General features: G+C 64.6%; 26 protein-coding genes. 17 read left to right on the forward strand and 9 right to left on the reverse strand.

All coding sequences use genetic code 11. The features are described 5' to 3' along the window. Positions 1 to 4: 4 nt before the first annotated feature. The 5 genes from ACX5I4_RS00680 to ACX5I4_RS00700 form a co-directional block, all read right to left on the reverse strand. Positions 5 to 415 carry a DUF6855 family protein gene (locus ACX5I4_RS00680; RefSeq protein ID WP_461834955.1) on the reverse strand — a complete coding sequence of 137 codons (411 nt, stop codon included), beginning with the start codon at positions 413 to 415 and terminating at the stop codon, positions 5 to 7. A gap of 89 nt (positions 416 to 504) precedes the next feature. After that, complete coding sequence (locus ACX5I4_RS00685; RefSeq protein ID WP_461834956.1) at positions 505 to 879, reverse strand: hypothetical protein; 375 nt, start codon at positions 877 to 879, stop codon at positions 505 to 507. A 294-nt stretch (positions 880 to 1,173) separates the two neighbouring features. After that, positions 1,174 to 2,478 (reverse strand): macrolide family glycosyltransferase, encoded by a 1,305-nt coding sequence (locus ACX5I4_RS00690; protein WP_461834957.1) that lies wholly within the window; start codon positions 2,476 to 2,478, stop codon positions 1,174 to 1,176. A 28-nt stretch (positions 2,479 to 2,506) separates the two neighbouring features. Continuing rightward, positions 2,507 to 3,220 carry a DNA alkylation repair protein gene (locus tag ACX5I4_RS00695; protein ID WP_461834958.1) on the reverse strand — a complete coding sequence of 238 codons (714 nt, stop codon included), beginning with the start codon at positions 3,218 to 3,220 and terminating at the stop codon, positions 2,507 to 2,509. Between the two features lie 32 nt (positions 3,221 to 3,252). Beyond that, positions 3,253 to 3,399: a hypothetical protein gene (locus ACX5I4_RS00700; protein ID WP_461834959.1), complete on the reverse strand. Its 147-nt coding sequence runs from the start codon at positions 3,397 to 3,399 to the stop codon at positions 3,253 to 3,255. A 133-nt stretch (positions 3,400 to 3,532) separates the two neighbouring features. Here ACX5I4_RS00700 and ACX5I4_RS00705 point away from each other — a divergent pair, with 133 nt between their 5' ends. Genes ACX5I4_RS00705 through ACX5I4_RS00720 form a run of 4 tightly spaced genes read left to right on the forward strand, consistent with a single transcriptional unit; the run spans position 3,533 to position 6,578 of the window. Then, positions 3,533 to 4,336 (forward strand): hypothetical protein, encoded by an 804-nt coding sequence (locus tag ACX5I4_RS00705; RefSeq protein ID WP_461834960.1) that lies wholly within the window; start codon positions 3,533 to 3,535, stop codon positions 4,334 to 4,336. Beyond that, positions 4,320 to 5,069 carry a LamB/YcsF family protein gene (locus ACX5I4_RS00710; RefSeq protein WP_461834961.1) on the forward strand — a complete coding sequence of 250 codons (750 nt, stop codon included), beginning with the start codon at positions 4,320 to 4,322 and terminating at the stop codon, positions 5,067 to 5,069. Before ACX5I4_RS00705 ends, ACX5I4_RS00710 begins: the two co-directional genes overlap by 17 nt. Before the next feature lie 34 nt (positions 5,070 to 5,103). Beyond that, positions 5,104 to 5,697: a 5-oxoprolinase subunit PxpB gene (gene pxpB / locus ACX5I4_RS00715; protein ID WP_461838615.1), complete on the forward strand. Its 594-nt coding sequence runs from the start codon at positions 5,104 to 5,106 to the stop codon at positions 5,695 to 5,697. Continuing rightward, the gene (locus tag ACX5I4_RS00720; RefSeq protein WP_461834962.1) at positions 5,697 to 6,578 is read left to right on the forward strand and encodes a 5-oxoprolinase subunit C family protein; all 882 of its coding nucleotides are present in this window, start codon (positions 5,697 to 5,699) and stop codon (positions 6,576 to 6,578) included. The genes pxpB and ACX5I4_RS00720 overlap by 1 nt, the downstream gene beginning before the upstream one ends. A gap of 23 nt (positions 6,579 to 6,601) precedes the next feature. On the opposite strand, the gene ACX5I4_RS00725 is transcribed toward ACX5I4_RS00720, so the two are convergent. Beyond that, positions 6,602 to 7,957: a DUF445 domain-containing protein gene (locus tag ACX5I4_RS00725; RefSeq protein WP_461834963.1), complete on the reverse strand. Its 1,356-nt coding sequence runs from the start codon at positions 7,955 to 7,957 to the stop codon at positions 6,602 to 6,604. Positions 7,958 to 8,007: 50 nt separating this feature from the next. Here ACX5I4_RS00725 and ACX5I4_RS00730 point away from each other — a divergent pair, with 50 nt between their 5' ends. After that, complete coding sequence (locus tag ACX5I4_RS00730; protein WP_461834964.1) at positions 8,008 to 8,907, forward strand: glycerophosphodiester phosphodiesterase; 900 nt, start codon at positions 8,008 to 8,010, stop codon at positions 8,905 to 8,907. Positions 8,908 to 8,967: 60 nt separating this feature from the next. Here the strand turns inward: ACX5I4_RS00730 and ACX5I4_RS00735 are convergent, their stop codons facing one another. Next, entirely contained in the window at positions 8,968 to 9,705 is a 738-nt protein-coding gene (locus tag ACX5I4_RS00735; protein ID WP_461834965.1) for a fumarylacetoacetate hydrolase family protein, read from the reverse strand. Positions 9,706 to 9,879: 174 nt separating this feature from the next. Between ACX5I4_RS00735 and ACX5I4_RS00740 the strand changes: the two genes are divergently transcribed. From ACX5I4_RS00740 to ACX5I4_RS00750, 3 genes are read left to right on the forward strand one after another with little or no spacing between them, the layout of a single operon-like run. Next, the gene (locus ACX5I4_RS00740) at positions 9,880 to 10,374 is read left to right on the forward strand and encodes a DoxX family protein (RefSeq protein WP_461834966.1); all 495 of its coding nucleotides are present in this window, start codon (positions 9,880 to 9,882) and stop codon (positions 10,372 to 10,374) included. Further along, positions 10,371 to 11,132, forward strand: coding sequence for an AzlC family ABC transporter permease (locus ACX5I4_RS00745; protein WP_461834967.1), 762 nt, complete (start codon positions 10,371 to 10,373; stop codon positions 11,130 to 11,132). Before ACX5I4_RS00740 ends, ACX5I4_RS00745 begins: the two co-directional genes overlap by 4 nt. After that, positions 11,129 to 11,440 carry an AzlD domain-containing protein gene (locus tag ACX5I4_RS00750; RefSeq protein ID WP_461834968.1) on the forward strand — a complete coding sequence of 104 codons (312 nt, stop codon included), beginning with the start codon at positions 11,129 to 11,131 and terminating at the stop codon, positions 11,438 to 11,440. The genes ACX5I4_RS00745 and ACX5I4_RS00750 overlap by 4 nt, the downstream gene beginning before the upstream one ends. Before the next feature lie 47 nt (positions 11,441 to 11,487). Here the strand turns inward: ACX5I4_RS00750 and ACX5I4_RS00755 are convergent, their stop codons facing one another. Continuing rightward, positions 11,488 to 12,147 carry a TetR/AcrR family transcriptional regulator gene (locus ACX5I4_RS00755; RefSeq protein WP_461834969.1) on the reverse strand — a complete coding sequence of 220 codons (660 nt, stop codon included), beginning with the start codon at positions 12,145 to 12,147 and terminating at the stop codon, positions 11,488 to 11,490. Between the two features lie 70 nt (positions 12,148 to 12,217). On the opposite strand from ACX5I4_RS00755, the gene ACX5I4_RS00760 reads away from it, so the two are divergent. From ACX5I4_RS00760 to ACX5I4_RS00775, 4 genes are all read left to right on the forward strand, one after another. Continuing rightward, entirely contained in the window at positions 12,218 to 12,541 is a 324-nt protein-coding gene (locus ACX5I4_RS00760; RefSeq protein ID WP_461834970.1) for a thiamine-binding protein, read from the forward strand. Positions 12,542 to 12,621: 80 nt separating this feature from the next. Then, positions 12,622 to 13,305 (forward strand): O-methyltransferase, encoded by a 684-nt coding sequence (locus tag ACX5I4_RS00765; protein WP_461834971.1) that lies wholly within the window; start codon positions 12,622 to 12,624, stop codon positions 13,303 to 13,305. 15 nt (positions 13,306 to 13,320) lie between these two features. After that, on the forward strand, positions 13,321 to 13,824 hold the full coding sequence (locus ACX5I4_RS00770; protein WP_461834972.1) for a GNAT family N-acetyltransferase: 504 nt from the start codon (positions 13,321 to 13,323) through the stop codon (positions 13,822 to 13,824). A gap of 90 nt (positions 13,825 to 13,914) precedes the next feature. Next, positions 13,915 to 14,814: a spermidine synthase gene (locus ACX5I4_RS00775; RefSeq protein ID WP_461834973.1), complete on the forward strand. Its 900-nt coding sequence runs from the start codon at positions 13,915 to 13,917 to the stop codon at positions 14,812 to 14,814. Here ACX5I4_RS00775 and ACX5I4_RS00780 read toward each other — a convergent pair. Beyond that, positions 14,811 to 15,707: a LysR family transcriptional regulator gene (locus tag ACX5I4_RS00780; RefSeq protein ID WP_461834974.1), complete on the reverse strand. Its 897-nt coding sequence runs from the start codon at positions 15,705 to 15,707 to the stop codon at positions 14,811 to 14,813. The two genes, ACX5I4_RS00775 and ACX5I4_RS00780, sit on opposite strands and share 4 nt — an antisense overlap. A 129-nt stretch (positions 15,708 to 15,836) precedes the next feature. Between ACX5I4_RS00780 and ACX5I4_RS00785 the strand changes: the two genes are divergently transcribed. The 5 genes from ACX5I4_RS00785 to ACX5I4_RS00805 all read left to right on the forward strand — a co-directional run bounded on the left by ACX5I4_RS00785 (position 15,837) and on the right by ACX5I4_RS00805 (position 22,089). Beyond that, positions 15,837 to 17,216, forward strand: coding sequence for an MFS transporter (locus ACX5I4_RS00785; protein WP_461834975.1), 1,380 nt, complete (start codon positions 15,837 to 15,839; stop codon positions 17,214 to 17,216). Then, entirely contained in the window at positions 17,213 to 17,956 is a 744-nt protein-coding gene (locus tag ACX5I4_RS00790; RefSeq protein WP_461834976.1) for a 3-hydroxybutyrate dehydrogenase, read from the forward strand. Before ACX5I4_RS00785 ends, ACX5I4_RS00790 begins: the two co-directional genes overlap by 4 nt. 50 nt (positions 17,957 to 18,006) lie before the next feature. After that, positions 18,007 to 19,149 (forward strand): GGDEF domain-containing protein, encoded by a 1,143-nt coding sequence (locus ACX5I4_RS00795; RefSeq protein WP_461834977.1) that lies wholly within the window; start codon positions 18,007 to 18,009, stop codon positions 19,147 to 19,149. 122 nt (positions 19,150 to 19,271) lie between these two features. Further along, positions 19,272 to 20,708 carry a GH32 C-terminal domain-containing protein gene (locus ACX5I4_RS00800; RefSeq protein ID WP_461834978.1) on the forward strand — a complete coding sequence of 479 codons (1,437 nt, stop codon included), beginning with the start codon at positions 19,272 to 19,274 and terminating at the stop codon, positions 20,706 to 20,708. 46 nt (positions 20,709 to 20,754) lie between these two features. Further along, positions 20,755 to 22,089: an ABC transporter substrate-binding protein gene (locus ACX5I4_RS00805; protein WP_461834979.1), complete on the forward strand. Its 1,335-nt coding sequence runs from the start codon at positions 20,755 to 20,757 to the stop codon at positions 22,087 to 22,089. The last annotated feature ends 29 nt before the right edge of the window (positions 22,090 to 22,118 follow it).

The raw sequence follows: 22,118 nt of genomic DNA on the forward strand, positions 1-22,118 counted from the left end.
CTCCCTACTGAGGCGCTATGCCCCGCATGCTGTTGTTCCGCTTCTCGTGGGTAAGTTCGGCGAGGCCAAGGGCTTCCAGGAGCGGCGGCATGTACATGCCGAAACGGCCGCGGTATCCCTTGCGCAGGCCGTACCAACCGCCCACCGGATTGCCGCCGTCGCGCCCCCAGGCCTCAACGGTGCCTTCGACGGCCGGTTTGTTCTCGTCGGCGGCGCCGAGCGGCACCCAATCGCCCTGCTGGAGTAGCCACGCATGCAGGTCTTCGATGGCGCTCAAATGGTATTTGAGGGTCGTGGAACCCACCTGGCAAACGATCGCGGGAGGGTCACCCGCTTCGTCCCGATACATCGTGTAGTCGGAGGAGCCAGACGGGGTGGTGAGCTTCCAGGGGTCTTCCTTGGATCCAGCGGCCATGTACGGTGTCCTTCCTGGCGGGCGTCGCGCGGGTGTTGGCTACACGCTACAGAGCATCGGGCGGTATGTCAGCGGGGCGAGGGGCGGGCTTAGCCGCCCTCGGCTAGCCGAACCGCCAATGCCCGGCTGTAGCTCGGGGGGTCGCTCCGCGTCACCGCCGAAACAACTAGTTGCCGGCGGCTGATGCGTTTGGCGTAGAAGCCGGCGTAGGGGAGAACGATGATTTCTTCCAGGCCGCTCTCCCAGGCCGGGATCAAGGCCTGCAGGCTATCGCGTTCCGCAATCGGCGGAACGGTAGGGACCAGGGAATTGTGCCAGGCATGGAAAGCCGCCTGGTCCACGCCCTCGCTGCCGTACTCAGAACTCCACAATGGTGGAATGAACGGGTGGAGCGGTTGACCCGGCCGGGTGACCTGCCGGATCGCCTCAGGTGTGGGCCTGTTTTCCGCGGTCCGTTCCCTCATCTTGTACCAGTCCCAGGCGCGGCTCCAGGCAGTTTGCCACCTTTCCTCCCATTCGGCGACGCTTGCCGAACCGGGGGGCCGTGAGCCCCCGGATCCGGACGGGGTGAGAGTGCGGGAATGTCGGCGTCGGGGGCTAGGGCCCAAGCGTGCCGGATGAACAGAAGTTCGTTCAGGGGCAGGGAGCGGTCCTCGACGCTGATCACCATGTCGTGCGGCCATGGGTTGTTCCACGGCATACCCGCGGGAGCATTGATCCAGCGCATGAGGCCCTCCCATCGCGATGATGGCTACACGCTACACAGCATCGGGCGGCACTGGAAGGCGGACAGTGGGGCCGCGCAGGAAGTCCTCGATGGCGTCGGCAGCTGCGGGCGCTCCGCCGGAATTGCGGACGCTGGCGCTCATTGCCTCGAGGTTGCCCCGGATCGCCTGATCGCTACTGACTTCAATGACAGTTTCCCGGATCAGCCCGGGGGTAAGCCCCTCCAGGGGGAGCCTCCGGCCGAGTCCCAGATTCTCCACGCGGCGTGCATTGGCGCCCTGTTCGGGCTGCAGCGGGAAGGCCACCAGCGGCACGCCGAAATAGAGCGCCTCCATGGTCGAGTTCATTCCGGTGTGGGAAAGGAAAGCGTCGGCGTGGGCTAGGACTTCCAGCTGCGGAAAGAACGGCCGTACCTCAAAGTTCTCCGGGATGTCCGCCAGCTCGGACTCCTGGACGCGCTCTCCGATTGCCATGGCAACCTGCCAGTCGGTGTCCGCAAATCCTTCCAGGCACATCCTGAAGAAGTCTGGCCGGTCATTCAACGGGGTGGTGCCCAATGAGATAAACAGCAGCGGCCTGTCCTTCTCCCGGGGTTGCCAGGCCCCCTCGTTGCCACGCAGACCGAGGCACGGGCCCACGAAATGGAACCTGGCATCGAACGTCTCTCCCGAGGGCTGGAATTCCCTCGGGATGAAGGAGATGTTCAACGATGCAGGAGGGCCTCCCATGAATTGCAGATGGCCCACGCCCTGCTCGGCGGCGAAATCATGGATCCGCTGGCCGACCTGTTTCCAGGCCTCGACCATGCCTGGCGGCGGAGGGCCGGGCATGAGATCCCGCATCGAGAAATGTTCATTGGTGGCATAGCTCGGAAGCAACGCAATGTCCGGCAGGGCCAGCTTCGCGGCAGCCATCTTCCCGGCGAGCGTCATGGCGTCGTAGGCCACTCCGTCCGGCGGTTCCTCGGCAAGACGGGCCAGCAGCGTCGGGAATTCCTCCCTTGCGCCCTTGAGAATCCGCCCAAGCAGTCCCGACATCATTCCGGACGGCATTCCGGCGAACATCCCCGTCATCGGTGATGGACCTCCACTAGCGGGCGCTGCGCCGCCGTCTGCCGGTGCCGGACCGCCTTCAGCGGAACGCTCGCGCGGGGGGAGCAAGGCCGCCAGATCCTCTCCACTGGGAAAGAATGCGGCGCCGGCAGATTCGACCGCCTTCGCGTACTTCTCCGACGTGGCATAGGTGACCTTGTGGCCCCTGCGAACCAGCTCGGCGACCACTGGCAACGTTGGGTTCACATGGCCCGCCGCAGGCAGACAGATGAAGGCTATGTGCATGGCGCCACTCCCAGGAACAGCGAATGCCTCAGTTGGAAAGATCAGTGCCATGGACGCTGCGCCGACGCGATTTCAGCCCAGTCTCGAGCTTGGTCCGCACCTCGCGCTTCACGCGGGCGGCAAGCTCGGTCTCATGCGATTCCAAGAAGGTCCGGACGGCACGCGGATCCCACGGCACCAAGGACCGCAACGCCCAGCTGGCTGCCTTGACCACCGTGTCGTCGCGATCGTTGATCAAAATCCCGACGACGGCGAGCGTGCGTTGCGTATCGCCGGTTCCCCACCGCGACCTGGTGTTGAGCACGGTGGTGGAAACAAGGGCAATACGACGCCACCAGTGGTCCGGGCTCCGTGCCCAGCCGTCAACGTCGGAGTCCGAGATCAGCCCTTCGCGCCACGCCGGCCCCACCAAGATCGTGGCGAAGGCATCGGCCTGGCCCCAGGAAGCGATGCCTGCCCCCAGCTCTTTCAAGCGGGCCGGTGTGAGGGCCGCGAAAGCCGCCCGGTGGGCGTTGATGAACTCCCATCCTTCCCACTCAAAGCCGGCTTCCACCAAACCTTCGGCGAGACTGAAGACGACGGCGGCGTCCAGAGTGGAGATTTCCGCGGAGACTTTGCGGCGGACGGCACGGAAGCTCGCGGCGTCGTGCTTCTCCAAAGCGCGCAACTCTTCAAGGACGCGCGCCAACAATTGCCCCGGTTGGGTATCCCCCGGAGATACGAGCACTCCGTGCGAGGCCATTTCCAGCCCCAGGATTGCGCGGCTGAACGCTATTATTCCGGGGCGTCGTCGGTGTCCGGCCCTTCGGCGGGTTCCTGGCTATGCAGCCCGGTCTCGTGGAACACCCAGCCCTCGGTTTCCCCTTCAGCAGGGGCGTCGCTGTGGTGGCGGACGTCGTTGGGCTCTGCTGGCTTCTTCATTCCGGATACTTCCTGTCCTTCGTTGGACTGTTCCCGCGAACGCCTTAAAGTCTACGCCGGGGAGGGGGTGCGTGGCCTAGGCTAGGCCAAGGAACTACCGCACGAATCCAACGGCTGAATGCAGAGGTGAAGAATGGCCAAGCGACCCAATCCAGCAGTGAAGATTGCGCAGGAAACCGCCCATAACACCGTGTTCGACGCCAACGGCAAAGCCAGGCCCGGTGTCCACAATGTCCTGCTTCGCGCCGTCGAGGTGCAGCGCCCCCTTGTCTTGGCGAACCTGCGCCGACTTCACCGCAGGCACCCGCAGGCCACCGCGGCGCAGCTGGCCGCCAAACTGGAGCGGGACTACCTTGCCGCAGTCACCGGTGGAGGAGCCGCGGTGGGGGCAACCGCCGTCGTGCCCGGTATCGGCACTGCGGCCTCGCTGGGCCTGTCCGCGGTGGCCACTATCGGCTTCCTGGAAGGAACCGCGCTCTACGCCGCTTCCTTGGCCGAGCTCCACGGCATCCGCCTGACCGATCCGGACCGGGCCCGCACCATGGTCATGGCCATCATGCTCGGTGAAGAGGGCACCGCCTTGCTGGGTTCCCTGAGCGGACAATCGCTCGGCAAGGGCAAAGGCGTGACCCAGGCCTGGGGCAAGACACTCACCAAGAAGCTGCCCGGCGGAGGGTTCGGAGTAGTTCGCGACGCCATCCAGCGCGCCTTCCTCAAGAAGCTGCTGAGGCACCAAGGCACCGCCTTCCTTGGCCGCGCCCTGCCCTTCGGCGTGGGGGCCGTAGTGGGCGGAGTGGGGAACCGCATCATGGGGCGTGCGGTGGCGGCCGCGGCGAGAGAAGCATTCGGTCCTATGCCGGACACCATCCCGGGCGAGCTGCTCCCAGCCGCCCGCCAGAACGCGCTGGAAGGCGGAAATAGTGGATCTCAACGCTGATTCGGGGGAGTCGTTCGGCTCCTGGACCATGGGAAACGACGCCCCGATGTTTCGGATTGTCAGTAGCGCCAACGTCGCTTGCGGCTTTCATGCCGGCGACCCGGTGACCATGCTGGACAGCTGCCGTGCGGCCTTCGAGCTCGACGTCCGGGTTGGCGCCCATGTGGGCTACCGCGACCTGCACGGCTTCGGCCGCCGATCGATGGACATGTCCTTCGACGAGCTCTTCGGGGACGTGCTCTACCAGCTTGGTGCCCTGGACGGCATGGCCCACGCGGTGGGCGCCTCGGTGGACTACGTGAAACCGCACGGCGCCCTGTACAACAGGATCGTCAACGACGTGGAGCAGGCAGAAGCCGTGGTTGCCGCCGTTCACGCCTACGATCCCGGGCTTCCCGTCCTTGGCTTGCCGGGTTCCGCGTTCCTGCGCCTCGCCGAAGAATCCGGCCATCCGGTGTTCCGGGAAGCTTTCGTGGACCGCGGCTACATGCCGGACGGCACCTTGGTGCCGCGCTCGCAGGAAGGCGCAGTGGTCCACGACGCCGCAACTGTAGTTGAGCGGGCCGTGCGCTTTGCCGTGCGGGGCGAGGTGCTCGCCGTAGACGGCACGGTGGTGCGCGTGAAGCCAGATTCGCTGTGCATCCATGGCGATACCCCTGGTGCTGTTGAGCTGGCTGCGGCGGTGCGCGCCGGCCTTGAGGAAGCTGGTGTGGAGATTGAATCCTTCGCCTAAGTTTCTTTTGCCCTGCGGGGACAGCGCTTTCTTGGTGGAACTGCCGGACCTCAATGCCGTGGTGGCGTACTACCGAGGACTGACCGGGGCCGGAGTCTCTGCGAGCCTTTCCCTACCGCGGGGGATCATCGACGTCGTGCCCGCCGCCCGGACCGTCCTGGTCACCTTCGATCCCGGGGCGATCCGTCCCGCCGAGGTCCGCGACTGGCTGGACTCCGCCGAGCCCGCACGGGACGCCGTCAGCTCCGGCCGGGAAGTGACCATCGAAGTGTCCTATGGTGGCCCCGACCTTGCCGAAACGGCGCAGTTCCTCAGCATGAGCGAGGCCGAGGTGGTCAAGCTTCACACGACCTCACAATGGACGGCCGCTTTTTCCGGTTTTGCGCCCGGTTTCGTGTACCTGGTCACCACGCATGAGCGGCTCCGCGTCCCGCGTCGGAACACCCCGCGCACCGCTGTGCCGGCCGGGGCTGTTGGTCTCGCGGGCGAGTTCAGCGGCGTCTACCCGCGATCTTCGCCGGGCGGCTGGCAGCTGATCGGAACCACGACGGCGGCACTGTGGGATGCGTCCAAAGCGGACCCCGCGCTGATTCGGCCGGGCGACGTGGTGCGGTTCGTGGAGGCCTGATGGCGATTGTGGTGGTGAACCCCGGCCCGCTCACCCTGGTGGAAGACCTCGGCAGGCAGGGCTGGGCTTCGTTGGGGCTGAGCCCTTCCGGTGCCTTGGACCGGCAATCTCTTCGCCTCGCCAATCTGCTGGTGGGAAATCCTGTGGAGGCGGCCGGGCTGGAAATATTGCTGGGCGGGCTTCGCTTGCGGTTCGTGACCGCGTCCACTGTTGCGGTGTCAGGTGCGGAGGGAATCGTGACACTCAATGGTGCCGAAGTGCCATTCAACCAAGCCGTCCGTGTTGCTCCCGGGGCAGTGTTGGATTTCGGGGTTCCGCTGTTCGGTCTGCGGTACTACCTGGCTGTGCAGGGAGGGATCGATGCGCCCAAGCTCCTCGGTTCAAGCAGCACGGACATGCTCTCCGGTGAAGGCCCCGCGCCGTTGAAATCGGGTGAGCAGTTGGGGATCGGCCGTCTTTCAGTGGGCAACGGTTCCGGCACTTGGGCCTTCAACAACGTAGCGGCCCTGCCTGCTATCCGGCGCGCCCCGGATCCCGGGCGCGCCATCACAGCCCGAGTGGACCGCGGCCCCCGTGCAGACTGGTTCGACGAGGATTCCTGGCGCCGCCTTGTCAGCCAGGAATGGACCCTGTCGCCCGATTCCAACAGGATCGGTGCCCGGTTGGTGGGCCGCCCGCTCACCCAGACCCGGCTCGAGGAACTGCCCAGCGAAGGCATGGTGCTCGGCGCGCTGCAAGTGCCGCCGTCGGGCCTTCCCACGGTATTCCTGGCGGATCATCCCGTGACGGGCGGGTACCCCGTCATAGCGGTGGTGCGTCGCACGGACTTGGACTTGTTAGGCCAAGCCCGCCCCGGCCAGCGGATCCGTTTCCTGGGCTGAGGGGTTCCCCCGCCGGACTGGTGTCAGCCGAACACCAGGTGCGCCACCGTGAAGATCGCCAGCCCGGCCAATGATCCGACTACGGTTCCGTTGATGCGGATGTATTGCAGGTCCTTGCCGACTTGGAGCTCGATCTTTTGCGATGTTTCCTCGGCATCCCAGCGCGCCACGGTGTCCGTGATGACCCCGGCGATGTCCGAGCGGTAGGTGTTCACGAGGTAGCCAGCGGCGTCCCCGATCCACGCGTTGACCTTGCCTGCCAGTTCGTCGTCGCTGACAAGCCGGGAACCGAAGTCCCGCACGGCGCTTTTGAAGCGTTGGGTCAGCTCGCTGTCTGGATCGTCGACGGCGGTGAGCAGCGCGTTCTTAATGGTGCCCCACGTGCGGGAGGCAAGTTCGCGGACCTCGGGATCACCAAGGATCTGGGTCTTGATGCCTTCGGCCCGGGCGATCATTGCAGGATCGTGCTGCAAATCCTGGGCGAGATCGTTGAGGTAGGTATCGATCGATTGGCGCACTTGGTGATCGGGATCCTGCTGTACCGCCCGGACGAACTTGGAGATCTCGTTGTAGACCCTGCCGCCCACAATGTCGTCCACGAAGGACGGAACCCACAGGGGAGAACGGTCGGACACGAGCCGGTTCACGGTGGAGTGGTTCGCTTCCACCCAGTCCGCGGCGCGGTCAACCAACAGGTCCACCAGCTTATGGTGGTGGCCTTCGGCGAAGATCCGCTCGGCCATCCGTCCCACAGGCGGTCCCCACGGCGGAGTCAGCAAGTGCTTGCGGACCATGCCCTCGATCACTGCCTGGACGTCGTCGTCGTTCAGGACGGTGAACGCGCCGCGGATCACCGCTGAACCCTCCTTGGCGACGCGCTCGGCGCCGCCCGGGGAAGCGAGCCACGTGCCGGCTTTCCGTGCGATGTCCACGCTCGCAAGCTTCTCCTGGACCACCTGCTCGGACAGGAAATTTGTCTCCACGAACTCCCCCAGTGAGGCGCCGATCTGGTCCTTCCGCCGAGGAATGATGGCCGTGTGCGGGATTTTGAGGCCCATGGGGTACTTGAACAGCGCAGTGACGGCGAACCAGTCGGCCAGCGCTCCCACCAAGCCGCCCTCGGCAGCCGCCCGCACATATTCCATCCACGGGTACTGCTTTTGCAAGGCGAAAGCGGCCGTGAAAACCAGCGCCATGAGGATCAAGAGTGCCAGCGCCACCGACTTCATCCGACGCAGGGCAGCTGCCTTTTCGGCGTCACCGTTCCGTTGCCCGACGCCGGGCGCAACCGTTGAGGCGGTCCTGGCGCCCGCGTGCCGGGGGGCCTTTCCCGGGAGGGCACTGTCCGTCACCGGGATTTGTTCAGAGTTCACCTGCATGTGCCCAGCGTAGCCCCGTCGCTGTCATGGGCGTGGGCTACCGTGTCCCCATGACAAATGACGAGCCCGGTCGCCCAGACCAAAGCACGGAGCAGAACACGCGGCCCATGGTCTACGCCCACCGTGGAGCCAGTGCCGCATTTGCGGAGCACACGCGTGCCGCATTCCTGAAGGCAATCGCCGACGGCGCCGACGGCGTCGAGTGCGATGTCCACCTGACCCGGGACCAGCACGTTGTCCTGCTCCACGATGCAAACCTGGACCGTACCTCGGACGGAACGGGTCCGGTGGCCGACAAGACGCTCGAAGAGCTGCGCCAACTCGACTTCTCCTCCTGGAAGGGCGCCCGTATTCCGGAGCAGTACGGCGCAAAGTCGGAGCAGCTGCTGACGCTCGCTGAACTGCTGGAGATCCTGCGCGGCGCCGGGAGGGACATCGGCTTGGCCATTGAGCTCAAGCACCCCAGCCCGTACCAGCTCAAGCTCGAAGACCGTGTGCTGGAGCTTCTGGGCAGTGAAGGGTGGAACGCGGAGACCTCCATGGTGGACAACATCCAGGTTTCCTTCATGAGTTTCAGCCCGGATTCCGTCAAGCACTTGCTCCAGTTCGTTCCCGCGAAGCACATTTGCCAGCTCGTGGACGATGTCACGGTGGAAGAAGTCCGCGATGAACTTGGCTTGGGCGTCATCACCGGGGGAGCCGTAGCCAACGTGATGAAGGCAGCCCAGCAGGAAGGCGAACGGATCCTGGACGACTGTGAAGTCGGACTGGCGGGCCCGGGCATCGACTACGTCCGCAAACACGCCCGCACCGTACAGCGTTGGCTGGAATCAGGCCGACGCTTCCGGGTGTGGACCGTTGACTCGGAGAACGATGTTGCCCTCTGCCAAGGCCTGGGCATCCACGAGATCACCACCAACAAGCCGGCGCAGGTCCTGGCCCAGCTTTAGGCTCCCAACTAACTCGCAGTTGTTGTCGTTATGGGGCCTTATAACGACAACAACTGCCAGTCAGATGACCGTGTTGCTGAGGGTTCCGATGCCGCCCAGCGTGATGTCCACCCGGTCGCCAGGCTGAACTGCCACGAAGGTGTTCGGGGCTCCCGTCATGATGATGTCTCCCGGCTCCAGGGTCAGCCATTCGGTGACGTAGACAAGGCAGTCCGTGATGGAGGACGGCAGGTTGAAGGAGCCGGAGCGGGCCTTGACCTCGCCGTTGACCACTACTTCGGTGCTGACGTTGTCCGGATCCTCGATGTCGGTCTCGATCCACGGCCCCAGCGGTGTGTAATTGGTGCCGGATTTGCCCTGGAACAGTTTTTCGTCGATCTGGTTCTGGTCCACGTTGGTGACGTCATTGACCACGGTGTATCCGAGGATATGGCTCAAGGCGTTCTCGGCCGTGAGCTTCTCGGCCCGCTTCCCGATGACGGCGGCCAGCTCGCCTTCTACGTTGACCGTTCCTGCGCCACGTACGGCCACAATGTCATCACCGGGGCCGGCGATGCTGTGGACGGACTTGTGCCATGCCTGGATGGGCAGCACATGGCTGTTATTGCCCAGGTTGTGCCCGATTCCAAGCACGACGGAAGGCCGCACCGGGGCAAGGAACACGGCGTCGTCGGCAGAACTGGACTCCCCGGTGTAAGCGAGGGTTTCGGCAAAAGGATCTTCGATGTGATCCCAGTTTCCGTTGCGCAGCACTGCGTGCCGGGGGCCGGAAGGGGTCTGTACTCGGGCAATGCGCATGGAACTCCTCGTTGAATTTCTTGTGGCGGTGGACATAGCCGGGCAACAGCCACCAAGAGAAGCTAACACTATGCTGAACTGAGTTCAATACTCTGAACGGTTATGACGTTGCTGCTGCCCTGCGCGCCACCTTTCCGTTTATCGTGCCGGGCGGGGCTGTGGTTGCATGAATACATGCCTTTTTCATGGTCCGCCCGGACAGCCCAGACAATCTCCGCGGCGGCCTTGAGCGCACTATTGTTCGCGAGCGCTAAGAAGCACTTCGAGGAGCCGAAGTTCTTCTCTCCCGTGGTCCCGGACTATCTGTGCCGTGAGGACAATGTAGGCGGCCAGGCCGATCTCGAAGACGGCCACAACATTGCCAACGCAGCTGCACCCCGGAACGGCGCCTTGGCGGTCATGTCCCGGGAGGAATGGATCGCGGTGAGCGGACTGCTCGAGGCGGCCGCCGCCGTCGGGCTCCTTATTCCTGCCACGCGCAAGGCCGCGGCCCGCGGCACCACGCTGATGTTCACTGCGTTCCTGGCCGGCCATGTGGACGCGCTCCGCCGCGCGTACTCTCCCGGCGGAACCACGTCCGAGCGGCGAATTCACACACTGCGCCTTCCCTTGCAGGTCCCCTTGATCGTATGGGCTTGGAGCTTGGCTGGAACGAAACGGGGCGTATGAAACTCCTCGAATCCCCGGCAGTGAAGGTGGGCCTCTCCATCAGCATCGCAACGGGCCTCTACGGCGTCTCGTTCGGGGCGTTGGCCTCGGCCTCCGGATTCAATTTCTGGCAGACCATGGCGTTCAGCCTGCTCATGTTCAGCGGTGGCTCGCAATTCGCCTTCATTGGCGTGGTGGCTGGTGGTGGCTCCGGGATTGCGGCCATGACTGCGGCCGCCCTGCTGGGCCTGCGCAACGGCATCTACGGCATGCAGATGAACGCCCTGTTGCGTCCCGGCGGTTGGCTCAAGTACCCGCAGGCCCACATCACCATCGATGAATCCACGGCCACGGCGTCGGGCCAAAGCGATCGGGATGAACAACGCCGTGGTTTCTGGACCGCCGGAGTCGGAATCTTCGTGCTGTGGAACATTTTCACGGCCGTCGGAGCCTTGGCAGGCGATGCCCTGGGCGACCCCAAGCAATGGGGGCTCGATGGCGCGGCCGTGGCAGCTTTCCTTGGGTTGCTGTGGCCGAGGCTCAAAGGACGTGAGCCGTGGGCGATTGCCGCGGCTGCTGCATTGGCAACCATCATTGCGGTGCCGTTCGTTCCGGCCGGGGTGCCCATTTTGGTGGCCGCCGTCGTGGCTGGAACCATCGGCTGGTTCAGCCACGGACGCAGCGACGAAGGCATGGAGCCCGACGTCGATCCCTATCAGCACGAGCATTCTCGCGCGGACCAGGCGGGCCAAGCCAGCAAGGAAAGGAACGCCGAATGAATCTCTGGCTCTGGATCCTGATCGCCTGCGGCCTGGCGTACCTCACCAAGCTCTCGGGCTACTTCGTGCCTGCGAAGCTGCTGCGGAGTCCCCGGATGATGCGCGTGGCCGGCACCATGACCATCGGCCTGCTGGCGTCCCTGACCGTGGTCAACGCGGTGGCGTCGGGGCAGTCCCTGGCTTTCGACGCCCGGCTCGGCGCCCTGGTCGTGGGGGCCATTGCACTATGGCTCCGCGCGCCGTTCCTCGTGGTGGTCATCGTCGGATCAGCGGCGGCCGCCTGCCTGCGGCTGCTCGGCTGGCGCTGACTGGGTCTTTTGGCGAGCCCGACGGCGGCGACCCGCCGTGGGCGGGTCTAACGGTCGCTGTGGTGCGCGCCGCCGTCGTGCGCTGTTTCCTCGAAGGCCATCCCCGGGATGGGAGTTTGAGGCGGCAGGGGGCGCGACGGACGTTCGGTGCGGATGGCGTCCTCGAGCAGGGCAACCGGCCGTTCCCAGGCGCGGGATCCCGGCTCCATAGTGTCCACGGCGCCGATCAGCATGGCAACAAGGCGGACCATGTCCTCGATTGAGATGTCCCGGCGCAGCGAGCCTTGGCCCTGGCCACGGGCAAGCAGCTCTGCCATCGAATCGATCAATCCACCAGTGATGCCAACCAGGAGCCCTCGACGGCCGGCGACGGCGCCAAGCAGGTTCGCGTCTTCACTGGCAACCTGCACCACGGCGTCGATCACTCGGATGAGCCCGACGGCGGCATCCATGGCTGCCAGGGCGTCTTCCACCACGGGGTCCACATTCAGCCTGAGTTGCCGCGATAGTGCAGCCAGGACAAGTTGTTCCTTGTCAGCGAAGTTGCGGAACAGGGTAGCCGGGCCAACACCTGCGGTGGCGGCGATCGTCTGCAGCGGAACCTCTGGGCCCAGCTCGCGGAAGCACTGGCGTGCGGCCGTGATGATCTTGTCCACATTGCGTGCAGCATCAGCTCTGAGTGGCTTGCGTTCTAAGGGCCGGTCCATGCTGCTCACAGTAGCAACGGAGGGGCTCCCAATAGTTTTGTGACATTCTTGCCCATGAAAGACTGGATTCATGTTGCTTGCCTTTTCAGTTGCCCCGTCCGGCCAGCCTGCTGCTGGCGCCGTATCGGTTGATGGCTCGGTGCACGACGCCGTTGCCGAGGCCGTGAAGATCGTCCGCGAATCGGGACTCCCCAACCAAACTGACTCGATGTTCACCACCATCGAGGGGGAGTGGGACGAGGTGTTCGACGTCGTCAAGCGCGCCACCGAGGCCGTGGGCAAATACGGAAACAGGGTCTCCTTGGTGATCAAGGCGGATATCCGCCCCGGGTACACGGGGGAACTCACCGGGAAGGTCGAGCGGTTGGAAAGCGCGATCGCCCAAGGGGAGTAGGGATCCACTGGCGGCCCGCGGGACTGCGCGGGTCCCCGCCAGTCCTTCCCTCCGCCCGGACCCGGTGCCAGACTGGGGCCATGCTTGAACACAAGGCCCAGCCAGCTTGGGTGGCTGTCGAGGAATACTTGTCCGCCGCCGTCGTCCGCCCAAACGCGGCGCTCACACACGCGGTCCAATCGGCCGTCGACGCCGGGATGCCGCCCATCGAGGTGGCGCCCAACGCGGGCAAACTGCTCAAGATGCTGGTACAGATCTCCGGTGCCCGGCGCGTACTGGAAATCGGCACCTTGGCCGGGTTCAGCGCCATTTGGATGGCCCAGGGACTGCCCGACGACGGCCGGCTGGTCACCTGCGAATACCTCCCGGAACACGCCAGGGTGGCCCGCGCGAACGTGGACATGGCAGGGGTGGGCCACAAGGTGGACATCCGGATCGGACCGGCGTTGGAGACGCTTGCCGCGCTGGCCGAAGATCCCGCGCGGGATGAGCCGTTCGACTTCGTCTTCATTGACGCGGACAAGGAGAACGATCCCAATTACCTCGACTGGGCCATCCGGCTCGGGAGGCCGGGGACCGTGATCGTGATGGACAACGTCATCTGGGAAGGCGCCATCCTGGATCCTTCCATGGACGAGGTGAATGCTCCGGGCATCGTAGACGCCTTGGAGATGATGGGCAGGGACCCACGCCTCGACGCAACGGCCATCCAAACGGTCGGGACCAAAGGCTGGGATGGATTCGCGATAGCCCGGGTTGTGTGACGCTAGGCTGTGCCCATGGAATTTACCCTCCGTCCCGCCACGGTGGACGATGCCGAGTCCCTGACGCGCATGCATTTGGCTGCTTGGCGCGAAAGCTACCGCCGTCTCTTGCCCGAGGAGTTCTTCGCCTTCCGGGAAGCCACTATCAACGCCCGGATCGAGAGGCAACGGGAGGCTTTGGCAGGCTCCTACAAGCCGATGCTGGCCCACGACGCCGACGGCGTTTTGGTTGGTCTCGCCTCTGCTGGTCAGGCCCGGGATGAGGACCGGCCCTGCGAGCTGCAGCTGCAAATGATCTACACCCTGCGTCGTGTGCACGGTTTGGGTGTGGGGCAGGCGCTGGTGGACGCCGTGATCGGCAACGCTGCCGCCTTCCTTTGGGTGCTTGAAGACAATCCCCGCGCCCAGGCTTTCTACCGCAAGAACGGGTTCGAGGCCGACGGTACGCGGCAGCTCTTGCCGCCGGAGTGGCACGAACTGCCGGAGATCCGGATGGTGCGTCCCGCCGTCGGGGGCTGACGACGCCGGGTGCGTCGCGCCGTCGGGGGCTGACCGCGAAGACAGCTGCGTCAACTAGGGTTGAAGCATGACCGGAAGAGGGCGGCTATAGTGGCAAAGCGGGGCAAAAACAGGGGCGCCGGGCAGGTCGCCGGAGTCATCGAGGTGCCCGCCGGCACAAAGCCGGACGGTCCCGTGGAGGGCGTTTACTACATCGATACCGGCGACTGTGAACTCGTTGCCGATCCTGATAACTCCAACGGCTGGCTCCTCAAGATCAACGGCGTCATGAGCTCGCACATTGATGTTGCGGAGCCGCTGTTCCTGGACTTCGAGTACATGCGCTGGATCGCGGCTTTGGTCGAATCCAAGTGGCCCCCGGAGGCGAAACCGAAGCTGCGTGCCTTGCATCTCGGCGGCGGAGCATGTTCCCTGGCCCGGTACTTCCACGCGGCTTATCCCGATGCACGCCAAGTGGTGGTGGAGCTCGACGGCAAGCTCGCTGAATACGTGCGCGGCTGGTTCGATCTCCCCAAGGCCCCGCTGCTTCGAATCCGGGTGGGTGAAGCGAGGGAGGTCACCGAGAGCCTCACCCCGGATACGCGCGACCTCATCATTCGGGATGTCTTTGCCGGAGCCTTCACACCACGGGCGCTCACAACCCGGGAGTTCAACGATCACGCACAGAGGGTGCTTGCCCCGGGCGGGCTGTATATCGTGAATTCCGGAGACGCTCCGGACCTCAAGAACGCCCGCGAGGACGCAGCCACCATCGCAGACACCTTCGCGCACACCATGATCATCGCCGACCCCGCCATGCTCAAAGGGCGCAGGTACGGCAACATGATCATGGCCGGCAGCCACGAGCCCTTCGGCGACGATCCCCAACTGGCGCGGAAGCTCCTCGGCGGGGCGGTTCCCGCGCATATCTGGGACGATGCCCGGGTCCGGGCGTTCGCCGTTGGCGCCCACGTCCGGCACGACCCCTTGCCGGCCGTCGGTGCACCTTAACGCCGCGCCAGTAGCAGTTCCCGGTGCGCGGCCGTCTCCTCCTGCAGGGCGTGCACGACGGCGGCAACAGCCGGGCGGCGCATCGAGTCCGGGCGCAGGACCATCCAGTAGGGGAGCAGCTCCGCGAAGTCCGAGGGCAGCAGCCGGACCAGGTCCGGGTGCCGGTCGGCCATGAAGCACGGCAGGAAGCCGATGCCGGCCCCGGCCCGTGTCGCCTCCACATGGACGAAGACGTTGGTGGAGCTCAATCCGTCGCGCATGGACGGGACCAGCCTGCGAGGGGCGTCAAGATCGTCCACTTGCAGCATGGAATCCACGAAATAGACGAGCTGATGCTGTGTCAGTTCCTCCACAGTGGAGGGTACTCCGTGGAAAGCCAGGTACTCCCGCGAGGCATACATTCCCAGCATGTACTCGCCCAGCAGCAGTGCCTCGGCGCGGTGCACCTGCGGTTCGCCAACCACCACCTCCACATCCAAGCCGGAACGCTGTTGGAGTGCCCGGCGCGTCACCGTGATGATCTCCACGGTGAGCCCGGGATGCGCTCGCCGCAACCGCGCCACGGCGGGTGCCGCGATATATGCGCTGAAACCGTCAGTTGCAGTCATGCGTACGACGCCGCCAATGGGGTCCGGTGCGCGGTCTTCCGGTCCCAGCGTGCCCACCGCCGCTTCGATCCGCTCTGCCACGCCCACGGCCTCGGCACCGAGCTCCGTGACTTCCCAGCCGCCCGCCGCCCGCGCGAGGACCCGGCCGCCGAGCGCCTTCTCCAGTGCGGCGATCCTGCGGGAAACGGTGGTGTGGTTCAGGCCCAAAGCTTGGGCCGCCGTCGTGAACTTACCTGAGCGCGACACCGCGAGGAGGACCAGCAGGTCATCCGGATTCGGATTCATATCTGCAATTCTGCACGCACTTGGTGCCATTTTGGCCATTGAAGCACCGAAGATGTGCGGCAATACTCATTGGAGCATTTCGTGTTGTGGATCACAGCACGTGTCAGCGTGGACACTAAGGAGATGGACATGAGCGTAGGACAACGCTCCGCAGCAGGCGCCGCCGCGACCGGTAAAGGCTCAGGACTCAAGAAGATCGTCGCCGCCTCGATGGTGGGCACCGTGGTGGAATGGTACGAATTCTTCCTCTACGCCACCGCCGCGACCCTGGTTTTCGGCAAGTACTTCTTCCCGCCTACCGGCAATGAGCTTGACGGCATCATCCAGGCATTCCTGACCTACGCAGTCGGCTTCGTTGCCCGGCCCCTGGGCGGCATCGTCTTTGGCCAGATCGGCGACAGGCTCGGCCGCAAGCCCACGCTGCAGCTCACCATCGTGATTGTTGGCGTCTCCACCTTCCTCATGGGTTGCCTGCCGGGCTTCGCAGACCTCGGTTACTGGGCGCCGGCCATGCTCGTGGCGCTCCGTTTCATCCAAGGCTTCGCGCTCGGCGGCGAATGGGGCGGCGCAGTGCTGCTCGTGGCAGAACACAGCCCCAACAAGTCGCGCGGATTCTGGTCAAGCTGGCCGCAGGCCGCCGTTCCAGTCGGCAACCTCCTCGCCACGCTGGTCCTGTTCATCATGTCCACCACGCTCAGCAGCGCAGCCTTTCTGGGCTGGGGCTGGCGGGTGGCCTTCTGGCTCTCCGCCGTGATCGTCTTCGTGGGCTACTACATCCGCACCCACGTGACCGAGGCACCGATCTTCCTTGAGGCGAAGGCCCTAGTGGAGAAGGAGCAGGCCATCAGCTACGGCATCGGCGAGGTCATTCGCAAGTACCCCAAGGGCATCCTGCAGGCCATGGGACTGCGGTTCGCCGAGAACATCATGTACTACCTCGTGGTGAGCTTCTCGATCGTCTACCTCAAGAGCGTGCACAAATACGACACCTCGTCCCTGCTGCTCGCCTTGCTGATCGCGCACGTCATCCACTTCGTCGTCATCCCGCAAATCGGCAGGCTGGCGGACAGCTGGGGACGCAAGCCGGTCTACCTGATCGGCGCCATCAGCGGTGCCACGTGGCCCTTCTTCGCCTTCCCCATGTTCGACACCAAGAACCCCGTGGTGATCGTTGCCGCCGTGACCATAGGCCTATGCCTGCACGCCTTCATGTACGCAGGTCAGCCGGCCATCATGACGGAGCTCTTCCCCACACGGATGCGCTACTCGGGCGTCTCCCTTGGATCCCAGGTCACCTCGATCTTCGCGGGTTCGCTGGCCCCGCTGCTGGCGACCCAGTGGCTCAAGGACACCGGGTCCTGGCTCCCCACCGCCATCTACCTCGTGGTCGCGTGCGCCATCACCGCCGTCGTCGTCTTGACGCTCAAGGAGACCCGCGGCGTGGCACTCGAGGACGTTGACAACGCCGACGCTGTTCGCCACGGCCTGCCTATCGGTGCCCGCGCATGACCCTGGAAGGCCGCAAGGCCTTGGTCACCGGCGGGGCGAGCGGCATCGGGGCAGCATGTGCCACGGCCCTCGCCGCGCGGGGCGCGAAAGTTGTCGTGGCCGACGTCGACGCCGCCGGGGCCGCGGCGCTCGCCGACAAGCTCGGCGGCACCGCCTGGGCTGTCGACTTGCTCGACACGAAGGCGCTCGCCGGACTCAGCCTGGATTGCGACATCCTGGTCAACAACGCCGGCATCCAGAAAGTCGCTCCCATCGAGGAGTTCGAGCCGGCAGACTTCCGCCGAATCCTGACCCTCATGCTGGAAGCCCCGTTCCTGCTCATCCGGGCCGCATTGCCACACATGTACGCCAACGGATTCGGCCGGATCATCAATATTTCATCCGTCCATGGGCTGCGGGCGTCGGCGTTCAAGAGCGCGTATGTCTCGGCCAAGCATGGGCTCGAGGGACTCAGCAAAGTGACCGCCCTCGAAGGCGGCCCGCACGGGGTCACATCCAACTGCATTAATCCGGGGTACGTGCGAACGCCCCTCGTCGAGAGGCAGATCTCCGACCAGGCCTTGCTCCACGGGATTCCGGAATCCGAAGTCCTGGCCAAGGTCATGCTGACGGAGTCCGCGGTGAAGCGACTGGTGGAGCCGCACGAAGTCGCGTCGCTGGCCGCGTGGATGGCGTCCGACGACGCCGGCATGGTCACCGGGGCGAGCTACACGATGGATGGGGGCTGGTCCGCCCGCTAACGCACCCCTCAATGTCGTACGCTGGGGTGGGGGTGCGAGGGGAAACGAATATGGGTCTCGATCCGGCCAGTCTCAAGGTGGCTCTGGGCGTTGTCGCGCTCACCTTGTGCCTGCTGTTTTTCGGATCGTTCCGCAAGACCCGCTCGGCGTACAGCGGCTGGTGGTGCCTTGCCCTCGTCCTCTTGCTTGCCGGGAATATGGCCTACCTGCTCACCGGGACTTCCCAGCAGGTCTGGGCGGGTCCCCTCGGCAACGCCTTGCTGGTGGCCGGGGCATTCAGCGTGTGGGCGGGCTCGCGTTCGTTGAGGTTGCTCCGGACCCCGCGATGGCAGATCCTCGCTGGACCCGTCGCCACCGCTGTGGCCGCGGCGCTGGAGAATCCAGCCACCAACGCATGGTCCGGCGGCTTGGTGTATCTGGCCATGATGTCCATGGGCATGGCCTTGGCAACAGTTGAACTCTGGCGGTTGAAGCCCAGCGTTTCACACGCCTATCGGTCCCTGGCGCTGGCCGCGGGCGTCCTGGCCGCGTTCTTTTTGTGCCGGGGGATCGCGTACGTCGTGGAGGGGCCCGACGGGCCGGACTTCGGTACCTATCTCAGCCCGGCAGCCACCAGTGTGATCACCATGGTGCTGCTGGTCACCGTGTCCTTCAGCATGACGGCGCTGAGCAACGAACAGCTTATTAACGGCCTCAACGAACGCGCCACCCGCGACGGCCTGACAGGTCTTCTCAACCGCACATCCTTCTTGGAGTTGGCCACGCGGGAAATCGGCCGGCTGCACTCCATCGGATCGGTCTCTACCTTGATCCTCGCCGACCTGGACCATTTCAAGGCCCTCAATGACAGCCACGGCCATGCCGCGGGCGACACCGCCATCCAGGCATTCGCCGCCGCATGCCAGGCCTCGGTCCGCCACACAGACCTCGTCGGGAGGTATGGCGGGGAGGAATTCACCATCCTGCTTCCCGGGGCAGACGTGGAGAGCGCCGAAATCATCGCGAGCGAAATCAGCCGCCGTTTGGCCTCGGCAAAAACTCCGGACGGCATCACCTTCCCCACCGTGAGCTACGGCATCGCTCCCAGCACCCTTGTCAACGCCGAGGTGACCCACATGATTGCGGCCGCCGACAAAGCCCTCTACCAAGCCAAGTCCCTCGGGCGGAACCGCTCGGTCTGCGCGACTGCTTAGCTACGGCGATCCAACCGCCGGCGTGCCCGGTAAAACAATCTGCTAAAACGCTTGATCAAAAGTGTGACCTCGGTTACGCTTGCCATGATCAAACGCTTTAGCAGAAATGGACATCAACGCCGATGACTCGCTCAGTCTTCTTCCAGCCCGCCGATGGATGGGTCGGAGACTTGATCCCTTTCCAGAAGGACGGGGAGTTTTGGCTCTTCTATCTGCACGAGGTACGGAACGAACCGAAGCCGGGGACGTCCTGGAATCTTGTGACCACCAAAGACCTGACACTGTTCGAAGACCATGGAGTGTCGCTGCACCATGGCGCGGACGGCGACGCGGACTTCAATGCGTACACGGGAAGCGTTGTATGTGACGAATCCGGAATCCACCACTTGTTCTATACAGGACAGAATCCGCGGCACCTCGGCTCCGACGGAGCTCCGTTGCAGCTCGTCATGCACGCCACGAGCGCGGACGGAATGCTGACATGGGTTAAGCATCCGGAGCTGACCTTCGGCGCCCCCGCTGGCTACGAATCCGGCGACTGGCGCGATCCGTTCGTCTTCAAGGACGAGGCAAGCGGTGTGTGGCGGATGCTGCTGGCCGCACGGCACTCGGAAGGCCCGGAGCGCCGCCGTGGAGTGATCGCCCAATGCGTTTCCCCGGACCTGATGGCCTGGGAGCACACGGAGCCCTTCTGGGATCCGCGCCGGTACATCACCCACGAATGCCCGGAGGTTTTCGCCTGGGGCGACTGGTGGTACCTCGTCTATTCGGAATTCTCCGAGTCCTTCACCACCCGCTACCGCATGGCGAAAAGCCCCGATGGGCCATGGATCGTGCCGCCACGGGACAGCGTTGACGGCCGCGCCTTCTATGCCTCGAAGACGGCCGAGAGGGATGGCCGCCGGTTCTTCTTCGGCTGGATCGCCAGCAAAGAGGACAACCGCGACGACGGCCCCTGGCAGTGGGCGGGCACGATGTCCGTGCTCGAGGCGCGCCAGAACGACGACGGCACCCTGGCGTTTTCCTTCGCCGACGAACTTGTCGAGAGCTTCTGGGACGACATCCCGGTAACCCTCGGCAGCGACCTTCCCGCGGCGCTGCATGCCCCTGACGGGTACACGGCCTTGGTGTCCGATGAAGTCCTCCCTCGGCAGTTCTATGCGCGGGCGGTGTTGCAGATCGAAGCCGATACCACCGAATGCGGCCTGCTGCTCCGCTCAAGCGCGGACGGAGACGAGTCCTACATCATCCGCCTGGAACCGAGGCGCGGCCGCATGGTGTTCGACCGATGGCCCCGCGAAATCAACGGCGACGCGCAATGGCACGTCTCGGGGGATGTCCCCTTCGAGATCGAGTTGGAACGCCCCTGCGAGCTCGTCCCGGGAGAGCACACCCTCGAACTTGTCGTGGACGGGGACCTCTGCGTCGCCGTCGTCGACGGGCAGGTCGCGTTGAGCACCCGGATCTACGGGCTACCGGACGGCCGGATCGGCGTTTTCGCCGGTGAAGGCACCGTCGCTCTCACTGAACTTGAGATACGTAAGCGCACAGACAACTAAATACCCAGCGCCAGACCTCCGTTCAAATCAAAGGAGATTGTCCCCCATGAAGAAACTCATGCGAACGGCCGCTGTAGCGGCGGCCGCAGCCCTCGCCCTCTCCGCCTGCGGCGGTGGAGGCGCCGGCAGCGCCTCCAACGTCAACTCCACCGGAGACATCAAACCGCGGCAAATCTCGTGGCTTCTGTCCCGGCCGGCCGACGGTGCAGTCATCAACGTCATGAAAAAGGTGGCCGACGAGTACGCCCAGACCCATCCCGGCTTTTCCCTCAACCTGATCACCACCCCTGACCGGCCCTCGTACATCCAGAAGTACGAAACCCTCGCCGCTGCGAACAAGCTTCCGGAGCTGTTCGACACGGACGCCACACCCTTCGCCCAGCAACTCGCCAAGCAAGGCAAGATGGTCGATGCCGAGAAGCTGCTCAAAGACCTCGGTGTCTACGACAGCTACCGGACGAACGCACTGAATTACCAACGCTTCGACGACGGATCCCTCTACATGATCCCGTTCCAGTTCGAGCTCGAGTACTTTTGGTACAACAAGGCCCTTTTCCAGCAGGCTGGAGTATCAGTGCCGAAGTCACTCGACGACATCCCCGCGATGTGCATGGCCCTGCGCAAGGCTGGGATCACGCCCCTCGCTCTTGACGGCCAGGACCAGTGGCCCCTTGAACGCTACGTCTCCTACCAGCCCTTCCGCGACGCCGGACCCGACTTCGTGCAGAAGCTCAAGAAAGGTGATGCGAAGTTCAGCGACGCCGCCGGCCAGAAGACAGTCAACTGGATAAGCCAGCTCGGAGGGGCCGGTTGCTTCCAGGACGGGTTCTCGTCGCAGGGCTACTCTGACGCCCAGAACCTCTTCACCTCCGGCAAGGCCGCCATGTACAACATCGGCACCTGGGAGCTGCCCAGCCTCGCGACCGACAAGCTGAATCCGGCGGTGCGTAACGACGTCGACTACTTCACGCTTCCTGCCACGCCAAGTTCCGCGACGGCCGCCAACGAGTACGTGGCTACTTCCGGGATCGGCATGGCGGTCAACTCCAAGACCTTTGACCCGCTGGTGAGCGACTTCCTGAAGTTCGCCCTCGCCAAGTACCCCTCGGAGTACGCGGCCACGGGCGCCCTCTCTCCGACGACGAATGTCCAGACGACGATTCCGGCCAACGCCACGCCGCTGTACAAGAAGGCAATCGACCAGGCGAAGGATCTCGGATCGAAGCTCGCGATGCCGTGGGACACGCAGCTTGATCCGACCACCAACAGCAGGCTGCAGCAAGAGCTCGTGCTCTTGGCCCAGGGCAACGTCAAGCCTGCCGAGTTCACCAGCACGATGGATAGCACCATCGCACAGAACGCTCCTAAGTTCTTCAAATAACACGCAGCGGTGGGGGGCTCAGGCCCCCC

This window comes from Arthrobacter sp. MMS24-S77, from assembly GCF_054888235.1.

What these genes read in the sequence shown, in the direction of transcription:
- ACX5I4_RS00680 (WP_461834955.1), bottom strand. Translation starts at nt 415, where the DNA reads ATGGCCGCTGGATCCAAGGAAGACCCCTGGAAGCTCACCACCCCGTCT.
- ACX5I4_RS00685 (WP_461834956.1), bottom strand. Translation starts at nt 879, where the DNA reads ATGAGGGAACGGACCGCGGAAAACAGGCCCACACCTGAGGCGATCCGG.
- ACX5I4_RS00690 (WP_461834957.1), bottom strand. Translation starts at nt 2,478, where the DNA reads ATGCACATAGCCTTCATCTGTCTGCCTGCGGCGGGCCATGTGAACCCA.
- ACX5I4_RS00695 (WP_461834958.1), bottom strand. Translation starts at nt 3,220, where the DNA reads ATGGCCTCGCACGGAGTGCTCGTATCTCCGGGGGATACCCAACCGGGG.
- ACX5I4_RS00700 (WP_461834959.1), bottom strand. Translation starts at nt 3,399, where the DNA reads ATGAAGAAGCCAGCAGAGCCCAACGACGTCCGCCACCACAGCGACGCC.
- ACX5I4_RS00705 (WP_461834960.1), top strand. Translation starts at nt 3,533, where the DNA reads ATGGCCAAGCGACCCAATCCAGCAGTGAAGATTGCGCAGGAAACCGCC.
- ACX5I4_RS00720 (WP_461834962.1), top strand. Translation starts at nt 5,697, where the DNA reads ATGGCGATTGTGGTGGTGAACCCCGGCCCGCTCACCCTGGTGGAAGAC.
- ACX5I4_RS00725 (WP_461834963.1), bottom strand. Translation starts at nt 7,957, where the DNA reads ATGCAGGTGAACTCTGAACAAATCCCGGTGACGGACAGTGCCCTCCCG.
- ACX5I4_RS00730 (WP_461834964.1), top strand. Translation starts at nt 8,008, where the DNA reads ATGACAAATGACGAGCCCGGTCGCCCAGACCAAAGCACGGAGCAGAAC.
- ACX5I4_RS00735 (WP_461834965.1), bottom strand. Translation starts at nt 9,705, where the DNA reads ATGCGCATTGCCCGAGTACAGACCCCTTCCGGCCCCCGGCACGCAGTG.
- ACX5I4_RS00740 (WP_461834966.1), top strand. Translation starts at nt 9,880, where the DNA reads ATGCCTTTTTCATGGTCCGCCCGGACAGCCCAGACAATCTCCGCGGCG.
- ACX5I4_RS00745 (WP_461834967.1), top strand. Translation starts at nt 10,371, where the DNA reads ATGAAACTCCTCGAATCCCCGGCAGTGAAGGTGGGCCTCTCCATCAGC.
- ACX5I4_RS00750 (WP_461834968.1), top strand. Translation starts at nt 11,129, where the DNA reads ATGAATCTCTGGCTCTGGATCCTGATCGCCTGCGGCCTGGCGTACCTC.
- ACX5I4_RS00755 (WP_461834969.1), bottom strand. Translation starts at nt 12,147, where the DNA reads ATGGACCGGCCCTTAGAACGCAAGCCACTCAGAGCTGATGCTGCACGC.
- ACX5I4_RS00760 (WP_461834970.1), top strand. Translation starts at nt 12,218, where the DNA reads ATGTTGCTTGCCTTTTCAGTTGCCCCGTCCGGCCAGCCTGCTGCTGGC.
- ACX5I4_RS00765 (WP_461834971.1), top strand. Translation starts at nt 12,622, where the DNA reads ATGCTTGAACACAAGGCCCAGCCAGCTTGGGTGGCTGTCGAGGAATAC.
- ACX5I4_RS00770 (WP_461834972.1), top strand. Translation starts at nt 13,321, where the DNA reads ATGGAATTTACCCTCCGTCCCGCCACGGTGGACGATGCCGAGTCCCTG.
- ACX5I4_RS00780 (WP_461834974.1), bottom strand. Translation starts at nt 15,707, where the DNA reads ATGAATCCGAATCCGGATGACCTGCTGGTCCTCCTCGCGGTGTCGCGC.
- ACX5I4_RS00785 (WP_461834975.1), top strand. Translation starts at nt 15,837, where the DNA reads ATGAGCGTAGGACAACGCTCCGCAGCAGGCGCCGCCGCGACCGGTAAA.
- ACX5I4_RS00790 (WP_461834976.1), top strand. Translation starts at nt 17,213, where the DNA reads ATGACCCTGGAAGGCCGCAAGGCCTTGGTCACCGGCGGGGCGAGCGGC.
- ACX5I4_RS00795 (WP_461834977.1), top strand. Translation starts at nt 18,007, where the DNA reads ATGGGTCTCGATCCGGCCAGTCTCAAGGTGGCTCTGGGCGTTGTCGCG.
- ACX5I4_RS00800 (WP_461834978.1), top strand. Translation starts at nt 19,272, where the DNA reads ATGACTCGCTCAGTCTTCTTCCAGCCCGCCGATGGATGGGTCGGAGAC.
- ACX5I4_RS00805 (WP_461834979.1), top strand. Translation starts at nt 20,755, where the DNA reads ATGAAGAAACTCATGCGAACGGCCGCTGTAGCGGCGGCCGCAGCCCTC.